The 15686-nt window shown below is 64.0% G+C and carries 13 protein-coding genes and 1 other RNA gene; 8 read left to right on the forward strand and 6 right to left on the reverse strand.

Annotation, left to right across the window (positions count from 1 at the left end):
* The first annotated feature begins 1 nt into the window (after position 1).
* Positions 2–1324, forward strand: a complete 1323-nt coding sequence (locus FLM52_00175) for a 3-deoxy-D-manno-octulosonic acid transferase (protein NVN54238.1) — start codon at positions 2–4, stop codon at positions 1322–1324.
* Positions 1325–1473: 149 nt separating this feature from the next.
* Here the strand turns inward: FLM52_00175 and FLM52_00180 are convergent, their stop codons facing one another.
* On the reverse strand, positions 1474–2250 hold the full coding sequence (locus FLM52_00180; protein NVN54239.1) for a DeoR/GlpR transcriptional regulator: 777 nt from the start codon (positions 2248–2250) through the stop codon (positions 1474–1476).
* A 318-nt stretch (positions 2251–2568) separates the two neighbouring features.
* On the opposite strand from FLM52_00180, the gene FLM52_00185 reads away from it, so the two are divergent.
* The gene (locus tag FLM52_00185) at positions 2569–3837 is read left to right on the forward strand and encodes a NupC/NupG family nucleoside CNT transporter (protein ID NVN54240.1); all 1269 of its coding nucleotides are present in this window, start codon (positions 2569–2571) and stop codon (positions 3835–3837) included.
* A gap of 348 nt (positions 3838–4185) precedes the next feature.
* Positions 4186–5040, forward strand: a complete 855-nt coding sequence (locus tag FLM52_00190; protein NVN54241.1) for a hypothetical protein — start codon at positions 4186–4188, stop codon at positions 5038–5040.
* Positions 5041–5158: 118 nt separating this feature from the next.
* Here FLM52_00190 and FLM52_00195 read toward each other — a convergent pair whose 3' ends face one another.
* Together FLM52_00195 and rpiA are read right to left on the reverse strand one after the other, a co-directional pair.
* Positions 5159–5884: a DUF3157 family protein gene (locus FLM52_00195; protein NVN54242.1), complete on the reverse strand. Its 726-nt coding sequence runs from the start codon at positions 5882–5884 to the stop codon at positions 5159–5161.
* A 9-nt stretch (positions 5885–5893) separates the two neighbouring features.
* Positions 5894–6565 (reverse strand): ribose-5-phosphate isomerase RpiA, encoded by a 672-nt coding sequence (rpiA, locus tag FLM52_00200; GenBank protein NVN54243.1) that lies wholly within the window; start codon positions 6563–6565, stop codon positions 5894–5896.
* A 222-nt stretch (positions 6566–6787) separates the two neighbouring features.
* On the opposite strand from rpiA, the gene ilvA reads away from it, so the two are divergent.
* Entirely contained in the window at positions 6788–8326 is a 1539-nt protein-coding gene (gene ilvA, locus FLM52_00205) for a threonine ammonia-lyase, biosynthetic (GenBank protein NVN54244.1), read from the forward strand.
* Between the two features lie 768 nt (positions 8327–9094).
* Here ilvA and FLM52_00210 read toward each other — a convergent pair.
* The 3 genes from FLM52_00210 to FLM52_00220 all read right to left on the reverse strand — a co-directional run bounded on the left by FLM52_00210 (position 9095) and on the right by FLM52_00220 (position 10467).
* The gene (locus FLM52_00210) at positions 9095–9811 is read right to left on the reverse strand and encodes a 5-formyltetrahydrofolate cyclo-ligase (protein NVN54245.1); all 717 of its coding nucleotides are present in this window, start codon (positions 9809–9811) and stop codon (positions 9095–9097) included.
* A 22-nt stretch (positions 9812–9833) separates the two neighbouring features.
* Positions 9834–10016: non-coding RNA, 6S RNA (gene ssrS / locus FLM52_00215), on the reverse strand.
* A 73-nt stretch (positions 10017–10089) separates the two neighbouring features.
* A complete protein-coding gene (locus FLM52_00220; protein ID NVN54246.1) occupies positions 10090–10467 on the reverse strand; it encodes a cell division protein ZapA in 378 nt (125 codons plus the stop codon).
* A 259-nt stretch (positions 10468–10726) separates the two neighbouring features.
* Here FLM52_00220 and FLM52_00225 point away from each other — a divergent pair, with 259 nt between their 5' ends.
* From FLM52_00225 to FLM52_00240, 4 genes are all read left to right on the forward strand, one after another.
* Complete coding sequence (locus FLM52_00225; protein ID NVN54247.1) at positions 10727–11368, forward strand: UPF0149 family protein; 642 nt, start codon at positions 10727–10729, stop codon at positions 11366–11368.
* Positions 11369–11501: 133 nt separating this feature from the next.
* Entirely contained in the window at positions 11502–12845 is a 1344-nt protein-coding gene (gene pepP, locus FLM52_00230; protein NVN54248.1) for a Xaa-Pro aminopeptidase, read from the forward strand.
* 4 nt (positions 12846–12849) lie between these two features.
* Positions 12850–14112, forward strand: a complete 1263-nt coding sequence (ubiH, locus tag FLM52_00235; GenBank protein ID NVN54249.1) for a 2-octaprenyl-6-methoxyphenyl hydroxylase — start codon at positions 12850–12852, stop codon at positions 14110–14112.
* 178 nt (positions 14113–14290) lie between these two features.
* A complete protein-coding gene (locus FLM52_00240) occupies positions 14291–15616 on the forward strand; it encodes a 2-octaprenyl-3-methyl-6-methoxy-1,4-benzoquinol hydroxylase (protein ID NVN54250.1) in 1326 nt (441 codons plus the stop codon).
* Positions 15617–15686 lie beyond the last annotated feature (70 nt).

A 15686-nucleotide genomic window follows, 5' to 3' on the forward strand; every position in this document is an offset into this window, starting at 1 on the left:
CGTGAGCCTTGTCCGTGGCCTATACAGCACCGCGCTGACCCTGCTGTCGCCCCTCATCTGGCAGCGGGTCTGGCGCGAGCACGATGCCGAGCATCCGCGCCTGGAGCGGCTGGGCATCATCCCGCCCACACCGAATACCACGCCCGACAGTGAGCGCCCCATCTGGCTGCACGCCGCCTCGCTGGGCGAGGTGGTGATGGTGGCGAGTCTTGTCGAGGCGCTGCGTCAGCGCTACCCACGGCGCCCGCTGGTGCTGACGACCATGACGGCCACCGGCGCTGCGCAGGCCGCACGTCTGCTGCACACCCCGCAGGGCTCGTCGGAGCTTGCCCCGGCCCGACACCATTACCTGCCGCTGGATTTCCCGTTGAGCGCGCGGCGCTTCGTGCGCTGGCTGCGTCCGGCGCTGGCGATCATGGTGGAAACCGAACTGTGGCCCAACCTGATGGCCGCCTGCGCGCGGGATGACATTCCGCTATGCGTCATCAATGGCCGCCTGTCACCGCGCGCCTTCCAGCGCTATCGCAGGATCGGCGCCCTGATGCGCGATAGCCTCGCCCATGTCAGTGGCCTGTCGGCCAAGTCGCAGCAGGATCTGGAGCGTTTCATGGCGCTTGGCCTGCCGCCAGCGCGCGGCACGGCCGTCGGCTCGCTCAAGTTCGAACTGGAGATTGCTGAACAGGTCGTTGCCGACGGCCAGGCGCTGCGCCAGTCATTCACGCAGCGGCCGGTATGGATCGCCGCCTCGACGCATGACGGCGAGGACGGCCAGATACTCGCGGCGCATGCTGCGGTGCGTGACCAGCACCCTCAGGCCTTGCTGCTGTTGGTGCCGCGCCATCCGCAACGCTTCGAGGCAGTGGCCGTTCAGGCGGCGCAGTGGTGTCAGACGCGCGGCGAGAGCAGCTTGCGGCGCAGTGTCATGTCAGAGAGCGGCACCGATGTGGCTGATGCCGTATCGGTACTGGTCGGTGACAGTCTCGGGGAATTGCTGACGCTGTATGCGGCCAGTGATATCGCCTTCATCGGCGGCAGTCTGGTACCCATCGGCGGGCACAACCTGCTCGAGCCCGCTGCGTTGGGGCTGCCACTGCTGAGTGGCCCATCGCTGGACAACTTCAGCGAGATTGCCGAGGTGATGGCCGCGGAAGGCGCGCTCCAGGTCGTCACGGATGACGCGGCATTGGCCGCAGCGGTGAATGCGCTGTTCTCGGATCAGGCCGCGCAGCAGAAGGCAGGCCAGGCGGCCAGTCAGGTCGTGGCGCGCAATCGTGGCGCGCTGAGCGGCACCTTGGCGATGCTCGAGCACCACCTGCCGCTGTGACGTCCCCGCGCACGCAAAGTGTGCATTGACTGTCTGGTCAGACAGAAGGCGCCGCACAATCGTGCGGCGGTTATTCTATGTATCCAGGTGTTTGGCAGTGGTCTGGCGCTGCGAGTGGCCTGGCTCTTTCCTGCAAGACAATCAGCTGCTCAGCAGTCGACAAGCTCGGCCGTCACGCCCATTTCTGCCTCCAGCGCGCCCAGACAATCACGTGCGGCGGGGCTGGCATTGCTGATCACCACATCAAAGTCACTCAGTGGGGCGATGAAGGCGGGGCGCACCATCTCGAACTTGCGCGCATCGACGATCAGGAAGCGCTGCATCGCGCTTTCCAGAGCGGCCTGCTTGGCCGCGACCTCATGGAAATGGAAGCAGCTGACGCCTCGCTCGGCATGTACTCCGCCCGCCGAGAGAAAGGCCTTGTTGATGCCGAGACGGCGGATGGCCTCCGGCATGTCGGTGGCGGTGAATGACTGGGTGGCTGGGTGAAACAGCCCCCCCAGCATCACCAGCCGCACCCCGGGCAGATGGCCGACCGCATTGGCCACATTCAGGGCGCAGGTCACCAGAGTCAGCGTCTGCTGGCGGTCGATGGCGGCCGCCAGATGGACCAGCGTGGTGCCGCAATCCACGTACAGGGTATCGCCATCCTCGATATGACTGGCCAGTTGCTGGCACAGCGCTTGCTTGATCGGGGCGCTGGCGTCGATCTCGCGATCCAGGCGATAGACGCTGCCGGCGGAGGAATCGACCAGCAACAGGCGGCCACCCAGAATTTCCAGCAGTCCGTTGCTGTGCGCCACGTCGCGACGAATGGTCATCTCCGAGACGGCGCATAGCCGTGCGGCGTCGCTGAGTTGCAGAGGGCTGCCTTCGCGCAGAATGGCCTGCAGGCGGTCGAGTCGGGCGGCGCTGTGATTGTTCATGCGGCTTTGTCCTTTGGTGCCGGTTCCGATGAGGGAGCGTTGGCGAAAAACTGGGCTGAAGCGCCACGTCCCACGTCAGAAGCAGATGATAAACCACTGACACACAGGGAGAACCTCAAAAATGCCCCTGACATTGCCAGTCTGGCACTGGAAGACAAGTGGGCGTGAGGTAAAACGGACGTATTGACTATTTGGTCAGGTTGTGACTTTTTGAACATGGTGAGAATGCAGGATAACACTGCACGACGTTGAGAACGGGGCGTCGCAGCCTTGCACGCAGCACCCATAACAACCACAAGAACCCTCAGGATCTTCCCAATGAATCCCCTCATGAGTCTCGTCGGGATGGCTTCGCTCATCCTCATTGCCGTGGCGCTGTCGTCGAATCGACGCGCCATTCGCCTGCGCACCGTGGGTGGTGCCTTTGCCATCCAGCTGGCCATCGGCGCCTTCGTGCTCTACACCTCCTTCGGCCAGGGAGTGCTGGCCGGTGTCTCCGGTGCCGTCAGTCAGGTGGTCAACTATGCCGATCAGGGCATCAACTTCCTTTTTGGAAGCCTGGCCAATCCGGGAAGTGGCGTCGGTTTCATCTTCGCGGTCAAGGTGCTGCCGATCATCATCTTCTTCTCGTCGCTGATCGCGGTGCTCTACTACCTCGGCATCATGCAGTGGGTGATTCGCCTGCTGGGTGGCGGCCTGCAGCGTGTGCTGGGCACGTCGCGTACCGAGTCGCTCTCGGCCACGGCCAACATCTTCGTCGGTCAGACCGAGGCGCCGCTGGTGGTCAAGCCGTATCTGGCCAGCATGACGCGCTCCGAGCTGTTCGCGGTGATGTGCGGTGGCCTGGCCTCCGTCGCCGGTTCGGTGCTGGGCGGCTATGCGGCGCTGGGCATTCCGATGGAGTACCTGGTGGCGGCATCGTTCATGGCCGCGCCCGGCGGGCTGTTATTCGCCAAGCTGCTGTTCCCGGAGACGGAGAAGCCGGACGACTCGATCGCCGTCGCGGATGCCTCGCTCAAGGATGATGATGCGCCTTCCAATGTGCTGGACGCCGCGGCCTCCGGCGCATCCTCCGGCCTCAAGCTGGCGGCCAATGTCGGGGCGATGCTGCTGGCCTTCATCGCGCTGATCGGCCTGATCAACGGCATTCTCGGCGGCGTGGGCGGCTGGTTCGGCATGGACACGCTGAGTCTCGACATGATTCTCGGCTGGTTGTTCGCGCCGCTGGCCTTCCTGCTGGGCGTGCCGTGGAGCGAGGCGACCCTGGCGGGTTCCTTCATCGGCCAGAAGCTGGTGGTGAACGAGTTCGTCGCCTACATCAATCTGGCGCCCTACCTCAGCGGTGACAGCATCGTCGCGGCCACCGGTGCGGTAATGACGCCCTACACCATGGCAGTGCTGTCGTTCGCGCTGTGCGGCTTCGCCAATCTGTCGTCGATTGCCATTCTGCTGGGGGGGCTGGGCAGCCTTGCACCGACACGCCGTCATGAGATCGCAAGCCTGGGGCTCAAGGCGGTACTCGCCGGCACGCTGTCCAATCTGATGTCGGCGGCGATTGCCGGTTTCTTCCTGGCGCTGGCGGCCTGATGCATTCCTCGCTCTCCGCCCGGTCAGTCGACGGGAGCTATCCTGCCGGCATGCGTCGGGCGGCAAGCTAAAAAACATCGGGATGTCAGCTCGGGAAAGCCGGGGGTGACAAGGTGCCTGACGAGAGTGTGAAAAGGTTCACATTGTCGTCGATGGCACGTTGATCATCCCCGAAATGTCGCTCTGTCGTTTTTGCGAGGAAGTGCTAACATCGCCGCCTTTCCGGACTGGGCCCCAGCGAGTTTCACTCCCGCGCCTTCTTCGGACTTCATGGCGACAAGACCCGCTCAGCGGGCAAGACCACAAGAATTCGAACAGTCTCATCATTCAGGACAGGATCGTTACGCGATGACCATGCTCAAGACCCTCGCGGCCAGCACTCTGGCTGCCACCACGCTGCTGACCGCTGCCGCTCCGGCGCAGGCGACTGACTTCAATGGCGATATCCACGCCAATGATTACAAGTGGCTGACCTTCAACCTGATGCGCAGTGAAGACAACCGCCTGCCGTTCCGCAACAGCGAAGATACCTACCTGGAGATGGAGTTCGGCGGCCGCTCGGGCATCGTCGATCTCTACGGGTATGTCGACTTCTTCGATCTGCTGGACGACAGCTCGGATGACCTGAACGACGGCGACAACTTCTTCGCCAAGCTGGCGCCGCGCTTCTCGCTGGACGCCATGACCGGTTACGACCTGTCGTTCGGCCCGGTGGATGAGCTCTACATCGCCACTGTCACCAACATCGGTGACAATGGCGCATTCGGCGGTCTGTGGGAGCACTACGTTGGCCTGGGCAGCGATGTGCAGGTGCCGTGGTTCGGCAAGATGGGCTTCAACCTCTACGCGCGTTACGTGCGTGAGAACTACGGCGGTGAAGATGAGAGCAAGTGGGACGGCTACATGGCCTCCACCAACTGGTTCAAGCCGTTCGTCAACTTCGATGATGGCAGCTTCGTCGCCTATCAGGGCTATCTGGACTACAAGTTCGATGCCGATGAGGTGGGCAGCCAGGCGGGCCGCAGCGTCAACAGCATGGAGTGGTTCAACGGTATCTACTACCACACCCAGCGCTATGCGATCGGCTATGGTCTGAAGTACTACAACAACATGGCGTTCTTCACCGATGGCTCCACTGCCACCGGCGTTCGCCAAGACACCACCGGCTTCGGCAACTACTTCAGCATCAACTACAAGTTCTGATCACCGCATCGCTCTCGCTGGGCGACCGGCGCTAAAACAGAAACGGGAAGCCCTCAGGGCTTCCCGTTTTTCGTCTGGCTACTGTAGCGTCTGGCGCCTGAAAACCGGCATCTGGAGATCAGCGGAACTCCACCTCGGTGACTTCCACGCGCACCAGCTGACGTGACCACTCACCCTCCGGCAGCGAGACGCGTACCTCGCGGCTATCGCGTGTCTGGCCGGGGCGCAGGTAGGTCTGGGGCAGACGATATTCACCGACCCACAGTGGCACCTCACGCGTCGCGAGCAGATGGCCATCATCGGCATACAGGCGCAGTCTGGCCTGCACGCCGATGACACTCTGGCCGGCCGTGTTGTCGAGGCTGAACTGCAGAAGCGCCTCGTCATCCTCTTCGCTCACCGAGGACAGACGCGCGACCAGACCATCGCGGTGGCCTTCACTCAACAGGCGCGGATTGGCCAGCGCGCTGCGGTTGAGGCGTGACGCGCTGTCAGGTGCTGCGTTGCTGGCGCTGGCGGCGGCCGCTCCGGCTGATGGTGAGGCCGAGTCGCCAGCCGGAGCGACCGCCGCCGTCACCGGCACGGCCGTCGAGGTCGGCACCAGCGCGCTGCCAGCGCCAGCTTCCCTGGGCGGTTGTGTGGTCGGGGCGGACGCGGCCTGCACCTCATCCAGCTGATATTCCCAGCTGTGGTCCGGCTTGAGCAGGATCTTGACGCCACTGTCGAGCGTCACGGTGACTGGCTGGCTGATCGGCAGGCTATCGGCCAGTGCCAGCGGGCTTGCGCTGGCTGCCAGCAGCAGTGCGGTCGCCAGGCGCAGTCGTGGGCACAGATTCATCGTCATGCCAGCTCCTCAGGCAGTGATGCGTTCGACGCCACTTTCGCGTCCCACCAGCAGCACATCGGCACCGCGTGCCGCGAACAGACCGTTGGTGACGACACCGACGATGGCATTGATGCGCGCTTCCATGGCGATCGGGTCCTCGATCAGGAAGTTGTAGCAATCGAGGATGCGGTTGCCGTTGTCAGTCAGCACGCCATCGCGGTAGACCGGGTCGGCGCCCAGCTTGACCAGCTCACGCGCGACATAGGAGCGCGCCATCGGGATGACCTCCACCGGCAGCGGGAAGCCGCCGAGAATATCCACCTGCTTGGAGCCATCGGCGATGCACACGAAGCGCTCGGCGCAGGCCGCGACGATCTTCTCGCGGGTCAGCGCGGCGCCGCCGCCCTTGATCATCGCCAGGCGCGGGTCGATCTCGTCGGCACCATCCACGTAGACCGGCACGGTGCCGACATGGTTGAGTTCGAAGACGTCGATGCCATGGCCCTTGAGGCGCTCGGCAGTGGCTTCGGAGCTGGCGACGGCGCCGGCGAAGTCTTGGCGCACTTCCGCCAGCGCGTCGATGAACAGATTGGCCGTCGAGCCGGTGCCGACGCCGATGATGGTGTCGCGGCTCAGCAGTGGGCGAATTTCGTCAAGGGCGGCGCGGGCCACGGCCTGCTTCAGCTCATCCTGGGTCATGTGATACCTCGGGTCGGTGGGGCGGTGGTGAAAGTGGGCATTGGCGCGGTCTTCCTTGCGTGGCCAGCAGTTTACCGCCGACAGGCACTGGAAAACGGTTTGACGTGAAGCGCAACGCCGGAAAACGCCACATTATAACGGCAAACCCGGCGATGGCGCTGGACGCTCTCGCCAGCGGTCTGATAACAATGGGGGTTCGGTCGCGCTCATGCGGCCCGCGCTGTGACACATCAGGACATTCCTATAATGCTCGAACATTACATCAAGAAAATCCTGTCGGCTCGTGTCTACGAAGCCGCCCATGAAACTCCGCTCTCGCCGGCACCCTTGTTGTCGCGTCGTTTCGGCAATCACATCTTCATCAAGCGTGAAGACCTGCAGCCTGTCTATTCCTTCAAGATTCGCGGCGCCTACAACAAGATGGCCCAGCTGACGGATGAACAGAAGGCGTGTGGCGTGATTGCGGCCTCGGCCGGCAATCATGCGCAGGGTCTGGCGATGGCGGCCAAACTGATGGGCGTCAAGGCAGTGATCGTGATGCCGCGCATTACGCCGGAGATCAAGGTGCAGGCCGTGCGCGAGCGCGGCGCGCGGGTGATCCTCAAGGGCGATGCCTTCCCCGAGGCGCTGGCCCACGCGCGTACCCTGATGGATGAGCACGGCTATACCTTCATTCCGCCCTATGACGATCCGGATGTGATTGCCGGCCAGGGCACCGTCGGCATGGAAATCCTGCGCCAGCACCCCGGCAGGATCGATGCGATCTTCGTGCCGGTCGGCGGCGGTGGCCTGATCGCCGGTGTCGCGGCCTACGTGAAGTATCTGCGCCCCGAGATCCGGGTAATCGGAGTCGAGGCGGAAGATGCCGCCTGCCTCAAGGCCGCGATGGAAGCCGGCGAGCGTGTGGTGCTGGATCAGGTCGGGGTGTTCGCCGAGGGCGTGGCGGTCGCACAGATCGGCGCGGCACCGTTCGAGCTCATCCAGCACACCGTCGATGAGGTCATCACCGTCAATACCGACGAGATGTGTGCGGCAGTCAAGGACATCTTCGAGGATACGCGCGCCGTCTCCGAAACCAGTGGTGCACTGTCACTGGCGGGCCTCAAGAAATATGTTCAGCAGTCAGGCGCGGAAGGGGAGACGCTGGTGTGCATCAACTCCGGCGCCAACACCAACTTCGATCGCCTGCAGCACATTGCCGAGCGCACCGAGCTGGGCGAGCAGCGTGAGGCGATTCTGGCCGTGACGCTGCCGGAGCGCCCGGGGGCCTACAAGCAGTTCTGCAAGGTGATCGGCAAGCGCATGGTCACCGAGTTCAACTATCGCTATGCCAACCCGGAGGAAGCGCATGTCTTCGTCGGCGTGCAGGTCAAGCCGGGCGGTGAAGACCGCGCCGCTGTGGTCGAGAAGCTGCGTGAGGCGGGCTATGCGGTGGAAGACCTGACCGACAACGAACTGGCCAAGCTGCACACGCGTCATCTGGTCGGTGGGCGCACGACCAGCGATCTCGAGGAAGAGGTCTATCGTTTCGAGTTTCCGGAGCGTCCCGGCGCCCTGATGAATTTCCTCACCCACCTGCCGGCGGACTGGAACATCTCGCTGTTCCACTACCGTAACCACGGCGCGTCGCATGGGCGGGTGTTGATCGGCATGCAGATCCCCAATGGCGACCGCGCGCGGGTCGAGGAATATTTCAATGAGATCGGCTATCGCTTCTGGAAAGAGAGCGACAATCCCGCCTATCGTCTGTTTCTGTCCTGAGCGAGGCAAGCGATGGGGCGATGATGGCTATATGAGTCATTGGCGTTGAAGGTGGTGAGCTGAGGCGCAACTCATCATGCTTCATTGGTCACATTCGTGGAAAGAAAAGCCCCGGCCTTCGCATGGAAGGTCGGGGCTTTTTCATGCGTATCCGGCGGGCAAGCCGCAGGAAATTCCACATTTCATGCCAAGCGCGAAAAAGAACGGTGTTTCTGACTGAAGCTCTGGTCGGCAGGGGTGACCAGACATCAAAAGCTGCGTGGAAAAGCGTCCATTCAAACGATTGCATGGTGATTGTCATACAGAAGTCAGATGCCTATCATCTGGCCACTGTCAGGAAGACAGTCATCGACAACCGTCACGCGAAAGCCACTGACGATATAAGAAGAAGCCCGCTCTCATGAAACGTAAGCCCGATCTGGTCATGGCCCTGGTATTCATCTTCGGGATTGGTGTAGTGGCAACCGGCTACGCCCAGACCGTAATGGGTTCCTGAATCCTGCGCTACTGCCCTCACCGGCGGTAGCGGTGCTGCTGGCGTCAGTCTCTCTGGCGCCACGCACCCATGCCATGACCCTCCTGCCAGGCTTTCCAGCGTTTCTGCTCCCAGCTTTCCAACTTTTCTGCTCCCGGCTCCTCCTCAGCTTGACGCCTCGTCTGGCTTCGCTGTGCTGCTGCTTCGCCTCCTCACAGATAGCCTCTTTCTGCCTGCCTTCACCTTCGACATCTCGCGGTCGTGCCATCGATCTCGTCATAAAGCCCAGCGCCTCATTCGGCACGGGCAGGGCGCACGACTTCGCGATCACTGACGATGGCGTCCAGCGGGACATCCCAGGGCTGTACCGGCAGGGCGGGGACCTTCTGACAGTGGTGGGCGAGACCGATCAGCAGCGGCCGTGGACCGGGGCGGCGGGTAAAGGCGAAGCTGCGGTCGTAAAAGCCTCCGCCCATACCGATGCGAGCCCCACGCCCATCGAAGCCGACCAACGGCATCAAGACAACATCCAGCGCCCAGGCAGGCAGGCGCCGCGCCCTGGAAGCCCCATGACGGGTGTCCGGTTCGGCGATGCCGAAGCGGTTGCTGACCAGGGGTGTCTGATCGTCGTAGCGCACGAACCATAGCGAATTGGCCGCGAACGGACGCAGTACCGGCAGATAGACCTTCGCCCCTCGTCGCTGTAGCCAATCGCACAGACGCGTGGCATCGATCTCGCCATCGTAGGGCAGATACAGGGCGATGTGGCGGGCGCGCAACAGTTCCGGCAGCCGTTTCAGCTGACGCAGGAGCGCATCTTCGGCTTGCAGGCGAATGGCAGGGGGTAGCTGACGGCGGCGTTGGCGCAGCAGACGGCGAAGCGCACGACGGTCGGCCTGAGGGTGATCAAGCTCGCTGGGCAGCGCCCAGAGCGTGGTATCGAGTGCTGCAGAAGGGAGTGGCGAGCGTGGGCTCGCGGGTGCGGCATAGACCGCGGGGGGCTTGTGCATGCCTGACAATCTCCGTCAGACAGGGTTCTCCAAGGTGCCGGTGTTACCGGGGGCCCTTGAACCCAGCGGTTCAAGGTGGGTAGTCCCGCGCAGCGCATCAGGCGTTCCGACGCACGGACATGCACACAGCACTGCGCAGTGGACTCCCTGGGAATAGCTTATAAGCTCGAGGGACATCGGCAACTGTCGTACACCCCAGAGAACTCATTCAGTCTACCAAACCCCGCCTGCCTGCCCAAGGGCTAATCCTGTCGGGAACAATCTGTTGCCTGAATGTATCAGTTGTTTGATTCTGAAGCGTTTTTACGCTCAGCGGCGCGCGCCTTCGCCTGATCGGCATAGTCGGCTGGCAGCTGACTGAGCGCGGCATCCAGTTGACGGTCCAGCGCGGTGAGGCGAGTCTCGAAGTCGCGCTGCAGGGCGCGCTCGCTGTCACGGCTGTTGATCAGCTCATGCGAGATATTGAGCGCGGCCATCAGGGCGACCTTGTCGGCGCTGATGGTGTTGCCGCGCTGCTGGATGCCTTGCATGGCGAGATCCAGATAAGCCGCCGCACGGGTCAGGCCATCTTCCTCGCCGGGCTGACAGCTGACGGTATAGCTGCGGCCGAGCAGGCTGATCTCGGTGGTATTGCGTGGGGTGGCGGAATCGCTCATGTAGATCCTCTCGGGCCTTGTCCGGCGTCATCCAGATTGATGCCGACGTCCTGCTGTCAGTGCGTCACCGTCGCAGTCAGGACGGCAAGCCAGAAGGAGGGCCAGTGCGGTAAGATGGGGCATTCTCGAGCCACTATAGAGAGCCGCTTCTGGAGGGTCAACGCGCCGCGCGGCGCGGCTGCCTTGTGTTGCAGCACATCCTTCAGATGCCATTCTCCCGCTACAGAACCACTTCTCACTGACTCAATGGGGCCGCATCATGGCGATCATCAACGATACCTTCGACTTCTCGCTCGTCGCTGACCACTTCCTGGCTCACGGCAGCCTCAACAATCCCTCCTTTCTCGACGGTCAGCTGGTGGCCGCACTGGCGCTGGATGACATCAGTGCCGAGGATTGGCTGGCGCGCGTCTGCGCCTCGCTGGGGGTCGAGCAACCGGCCACGCGTGAAGCAGGTGAAGTCTTCCTTACCTGGCGCACGCGCAATCAGGAGCGTCTGGCCGCCAGCGAGATGAGCTTCGAGCCGCTGCTGCCGGATGACATGTTCTCGCTGGCCGAACGCGGTCAGAGCCTGCGCGAATGGACGCTGGGCTTCCAGGAAGAACTGGCCGGTGCCGATGACGATGTCCGCAGTGGCTGGAGTCAGGCGCTCAAGGATGCGCTGAGCGATGTCGAAGCCATCTCGAGCGGCCTCGCCAACGCCGAAGACCTCGACGACGACAACACCGAGGACGAGGCCGACCTGTTCGCGCTGGCTGACCATGTGCGCATGGCGGCCTTGCTGCTTTACACCGAGCAGCACCCGGGCAACCCGGACGTCGAGAAGCCCAGCGATGACCAGCTGCCGGAAGGCGGTCTCGAGGGCAGCCTCGGCGTCAGCTCACGTACCGATACCCACTGAATCGATGGTCACCCACCGCTTGCGCCGCGTCTGGCGCAGGCTGGTACAAGAGGGCGGGTGACCCCATCTACAGCATCACGCCTGTTTGTCACTCGAACGCGCCATGCCCGGCGGGTTCTCGACGGAGATTGCCATGACTGCCCCAGCCATCCTGCCCGCACCTGCTGCCCTGACGGCAGAGGATTTTCGTGCACGCCGCCAGCGCCTGATCGCGCAGCTGCCGCAGGGGGCTGCCGCACTGGTGGTCTCGTCGGGCCTGGCCCAGCGCAACCGCGACAGTGAATACAGCTTCCGTCAGAACAGCGACTTCCACTATCTGACCGGCTGGCCGGAACCCGAGGCCGCCTTGCTGTTGCTGCCCGGGCGCGCCGAAGGCGAGAGCGTGCTGTTCTGTCAGGAGAAGGATCCGCTGGCCGAAGCCTGGACCGGCATCCGCATCGGTGCCGAGGGTGCCGTCGCCACGGCAGGCTTCGATCAGGCCTTCACCAATGAGGCACGTGATGAGGTGATGGCCGGCCTGCTGGATGGCCGCGAGCGTCTCTATGTACTGTTCGAGAATGATGAAGCTCTGGCGCTGGCTCAAGCGCTGCGCGATGAGCTGGCCGCCGCGGTGCGTCGCGGAGCACGACCGCCGGCCGCCTTCGAGGATCTCGCGCCGCTGCTGCATGAGCAGCGCTTGATCAAGGATGAGCGTGAACTGGCACTGATGCGCCACGCCGCCGAGATTTCCGCGCGCGCGCATGTGCGTGCGATGCAGATCAGCCGTCCCGGCCTGCACGAGTATCATCTGCAGGCCGAGATCGAGCATGAATTCCAGTGGCAGGGCGCGCCGGCCCCGGCCTACACCAGCATCGTCGGGGCGGGTGTGAATGCCTGTGTGCTGCACTACATCGAGAATCGCGCGCCGCTGGAGAATGGTCAGCTGGTGCTGATCGATGCCGGCGCCGAGTACGCCCTGTATGCCGGCGACATCACGCGTACCTTCCCGGTCAATGGCCGCTTCAGTGAGCCGCAGCGCCGTCTGTACGAGATCGTGCTCAAGGCGCAGGAGCGCGCGGTGGCCGCCGTGGTGACGGGTGCAACGTTGGTGGGCATTCACCAACAGGTGGTGCATGACCTGACCACGGGGCTGGTCGAGCTGGGCCTGTTGCAGGGCGAGGTCGAGGAATTGATCGAGAGCGATGCCTACCGTCGCTTCTATCTGCACTCCACCTCGCATTGGCTGGGGCTGGATGTGCACGATGTTGGCAGCTATCGCGAAGCGGGTGAGCCGCGTCCGCTGGTGCCGGGCATGGTGCTGACCATCGAACCGGGTCTCTACATTCCGCAGGACGCCGACATTCCTGCCGAATATCGCGGCATCGGCATTCGCATCGAGGACGACGTCGCGGTGACTGCCGCGGGCCACGAGGTGTTGAGTCATGGCGTGCCCAAGTCCGTCGAGGCCATCGAGGCGCTGATGCGCGCGGAGGCCTGACGCCATGAGCGAGCCTGAAGCCATGAGCGGGCGTGATGCCGAACACTTCGACATCGTGATCATCGGCGGCGGTCTGGTGGGCGCCAGCCTGGCCTGTGCGCTGGCGCCGCTGATGACGCGTGTGGCCGACGAGAAGGGCCGTGAGGCCGCAGCGTTGCGTGTCGCCGTGATCGAGGCCAATGAGCTGCCCGCGGCGACGGCAGACGCCCGGCGCTTCCAGCCCAGTTTCGATGCACGTGCCAGCGCCATCGCGGCGGGCTCACGCCAGCGGTTCACCGCCTTCGGGGTCTGGGAGGCGATGTGCGAGCACGCCACGCCGATTCGCACCATCCATGTCAGTGAGCGCGGCCACCTGGGCGCGACACGCATGCGAGCCTCCGAACTCGAGGTAGCCGCGCTCGGCCACGTGATTCCCAATGCCTGGATGGGGCAGGTGCTGCATCGCCAGCTGGCCGAGCTGCCGCTGGCCTGGTATTGCCCGGCGCGCGTGGCAGAAATCGCTGTCACGGCACAAGGCCATCGCCTCACGCTCGAGGATGGTCGTCTGATCGAGGCTGAGCTGACCGTGCTGGCGGATGGCGGTCGTTCCGGGCTCAAGGAGCGCCTCGGCATCCACAGTGCGGCGCAGGACTATGAGCAGCATGCCTTGATCGCCACGGTGGAGATGAGCCAGCCTCACCTGGGGGTCGCCTACGAGCGCTTTACCAGTGAAGGCCCGATGGCCCTGCTGCCGCTGGCCGGCAAGCGCATGGAGCTGGTCTGGACGCGCTCCCCCGCTGACACGGAAAGCCTGATGGCGCTGCCCGACAGCGACTTCCTGCAGGCGCTGCAATGGGCCTTCGGGGAGCGGGCCGGGCGTTTTCGGCGCGTCGGCCGGCGTCACGCCTATCCGCTGTCGTTGGTGCGGGCGAGTGAAGGGACGCGGCCCGGACTTGCCGTGCTCGGTAATGCTGCCCACGCCCTGCACCCGGTGGCAGGGCAGGGCTTCAATCTGGCGCTGCGCGGCGTGACGGATCTCGTCGCGGCCATCGAGGCGGGCCTGACGCGTGGCGAGTCGCCGGGGGCTACCAGCGTGCTGAGTGACTTCGAGGAGCGGCGCGGCGCGGATCGCGACAATGTGGTGCTGTTCAGCGATGGTCTGATCCGCCTGTTCGGGGTCGAGAATCGCTGGTTGGGGCATGCACGGGCAGCGGGCCTGATCGGACTCAATCTGGTCTCGCCGCTCAAGCGGCTGTTGGCCAGACGCTCGATGGGCATTGAGCGCTGAGGTTGGTAAGCGCTCGTTGACTTGGCTCGAGGACAGAGCCTCGCAGACAGGGCGTCACTGACAGAACCTCACTGACAGCGCCTTGGTGTCGAGTCACGTGACAGGGCTTCGAAATCAGGGCACGAGAAAGAACTTCGAGACAGAACTTCGAGACAGAACTTCGAGACAGGGAGCAGGCATGAAGGACGGTCGATCAGCAGGTAGCGCACATGACGCCGATGTCGCCATCGTCGGTGCCGGTATCGTCGGTGCCACCCTGGCGCTGCTGCTGGGGCAGGCGGGACTGCGAGTCATGCTGGTCGAGGGGCGTGAGTCCGCGACCCGCTGGCAGCCAGATAGCGTCCCCGAGCCACGGGTGAGCGCATTGACGCCGGTCTCTCAGCAGCTGTTGAGCGGCCTGGGTGTGTGGCCGACGATCGCCGCCAGTCGCCTGATGCCCTATACCGGCATGCAGGTGTGGGACGCGGAGGGCAATGGCGAGATCCAGTTCAGCGCCGAGGACAGTGGCGTGCCGGTGCTGGGGCACATCGTCGAGAACCGGGTCACGCTCGCTGCGCTGGAGCAGGCCATCGATACCTGCCCGGCGATCACGCGCTGCTTCGGGGCGCGTGTGGCAGGCATGTCACTGCCACGCTCTGGGGTTACGTCGGTAGTGAATGCTTACCAACTCGATGCGGCGGAAGCGACCAGCCTGACGCTGACCGACGGCCGGACAGTCACTGCGGCGCTGGTGGTCGCGGCGGATGGTGCGCGCTCACGGCTGCGTGAGCTGGCCGGGATCGCCACGCGGGAACACGACACCGGCCAGGTCGCGCTGGTGGCCACGGTGCGCACCGAACTCGCGCATCAGGCCGTAGCGCGTCAGCGCTTCCTGCCGACCGGGCCGCTGGCCTTCCTGCCGCTGGCCGTCAATGACGCCCTGGCTCAGCCGGCTGAGGGAGCCTCGGCCGCAGAGCGGCATTGCTCCATCGTGTGGTCGACCACACCCGAAGAGGCCGAGCGGCTGCTGGCACTGTCACCGGCGGCATTCTGTCGTGAGCTGGAAGACGCCTTTGAAGGTCAGCTGGGCGCCATCGAATGGGCGAGCGAGCGCTTCAGTTTCCCGCTGCATCAGCGCCACGCCGAAGACTATGTGCTGCCGGGGCTGGCGCTGGTGGGGGATGCTGCGCATGCCATTCACCCGCTGGCGGGGCAGGGCGTCAATCTGGGACTGATGGATGTGGCGGTGCTGGCAGATGAGCTGCTGACAGGACATCGCCGCGGGGTGGCGCTTGGCGACGAGCGCTGGCTGGCGCGCTATCGCCGCCGGCGTCGCAGCGACAATGCCATGATGCTCAAGATGATGGATGGCTTCCGGCTGTTGTTCGGCAGCCGTCAGCCGGGCGTGCGGCTGCTGCGCAACTTCGGGCTTGGTTTCGTCGACGGCCAGGGCGAGCTGAAGCGCATCCTGATGCGTCAGGCGATGGGGCAGCGGGGTGAGTTGCCCGCCAGCTGCAAGCCGTAACAAGAGTGAAGGTGTTTTAATTCCTGCGCCATCGGGTATGTGAGCGCCTACTATCATCGCTTGGGAACAG

Source organism: bacterium Scap17, assembly GCA_013376735.1.
Taxonomy (GTDB): Bacteria; Pseudomonadota; Gammaproteobacteria; order Pseudomonadales; family Halomonadaceae; genus Cobetia.

What these genes read in the sequence shown, in the direction of transcription:
- FLM52_00180 (NVN54239.1), bottom strand. Translation starts at nt 2,250, where the DNA reads ATGAACAATCACAGCGCCGCCCGACTCGACCGCCTGCAGGCCATTCTG.
- FLM52_00185 (NVN54240.1), top strand. Translation starts at nt 2,569, where the DNA reads ATGAATCCCCTCATGAGTCTCGTCGGGATGGCTTCGCTCATCCTCATT.
- FLM52_00190 (NVN54241.1), top strand. Translation starts at nt 4,186, where the DNA reads ATGACCATGCTCAAGACCCTCGCGGCCAGCACTCTGGCTGCCACCACG.
- FLM52_00195 (NVN54242.1), bottom strand. Translation starts at nt 5,884, where the DNA reads ATGACGATGAATCTGTGCCCACGACTGCGCCTGGCGACCGCACTGCTG.
- rpiA (NVN54243.1), bottom strand. Translation starts at nt 6,565, where the DNA reads ATGACCCAGGATGAGCTGAAGCAGGCCGTGGCCCGCGCCGCCCTTGAC.
- FLM52_00210 (NVN54245.1), bottom strand. Translation starts at nt 9,811, where the DNA reads ATGCACAAGCCCCCCGCGGTCTATGCCGCACCCGCGAGCCCACGCTCG.
- FLM52_00220 (NVN54246.1), bottom strand. Translation starts at nt 10,467, where the DNA reads ATGAGCGATTCCGCCACCCCACGCAATACCACCGAGATCAGCCTGCTC.
- FLM52_00225 (NVN54247.1), top strand. Translation starts at nt 10,727, where the DNA reads ATGGCGATCATCAACGATACCTTCGACTTCTCGCTCGTCGCTGACCAC.
- pepP (NVN54248.1), top strand. Translation starts at nt 11,502, where the DNA reads ATGACTGCCCCAGCCATCCTGCCCGCACCTGCTGCCCTGACGGCAGAG.
- ubiH (NVN54249.1), top strand. Translation starts at nt 12,850, where the DNA reads ATGAGCGAGCCTGAAGCCATGAGCGGGCGTGATGCCGAACACTTCGAC.
- FLM52_00240 (NVN54250.1), top strand. Translation starts at nt 14,291, where the DNA reads ATGAAGGACGGTCGATCAGCAGGTAGCGCACATGACGCCGATGTCGCC.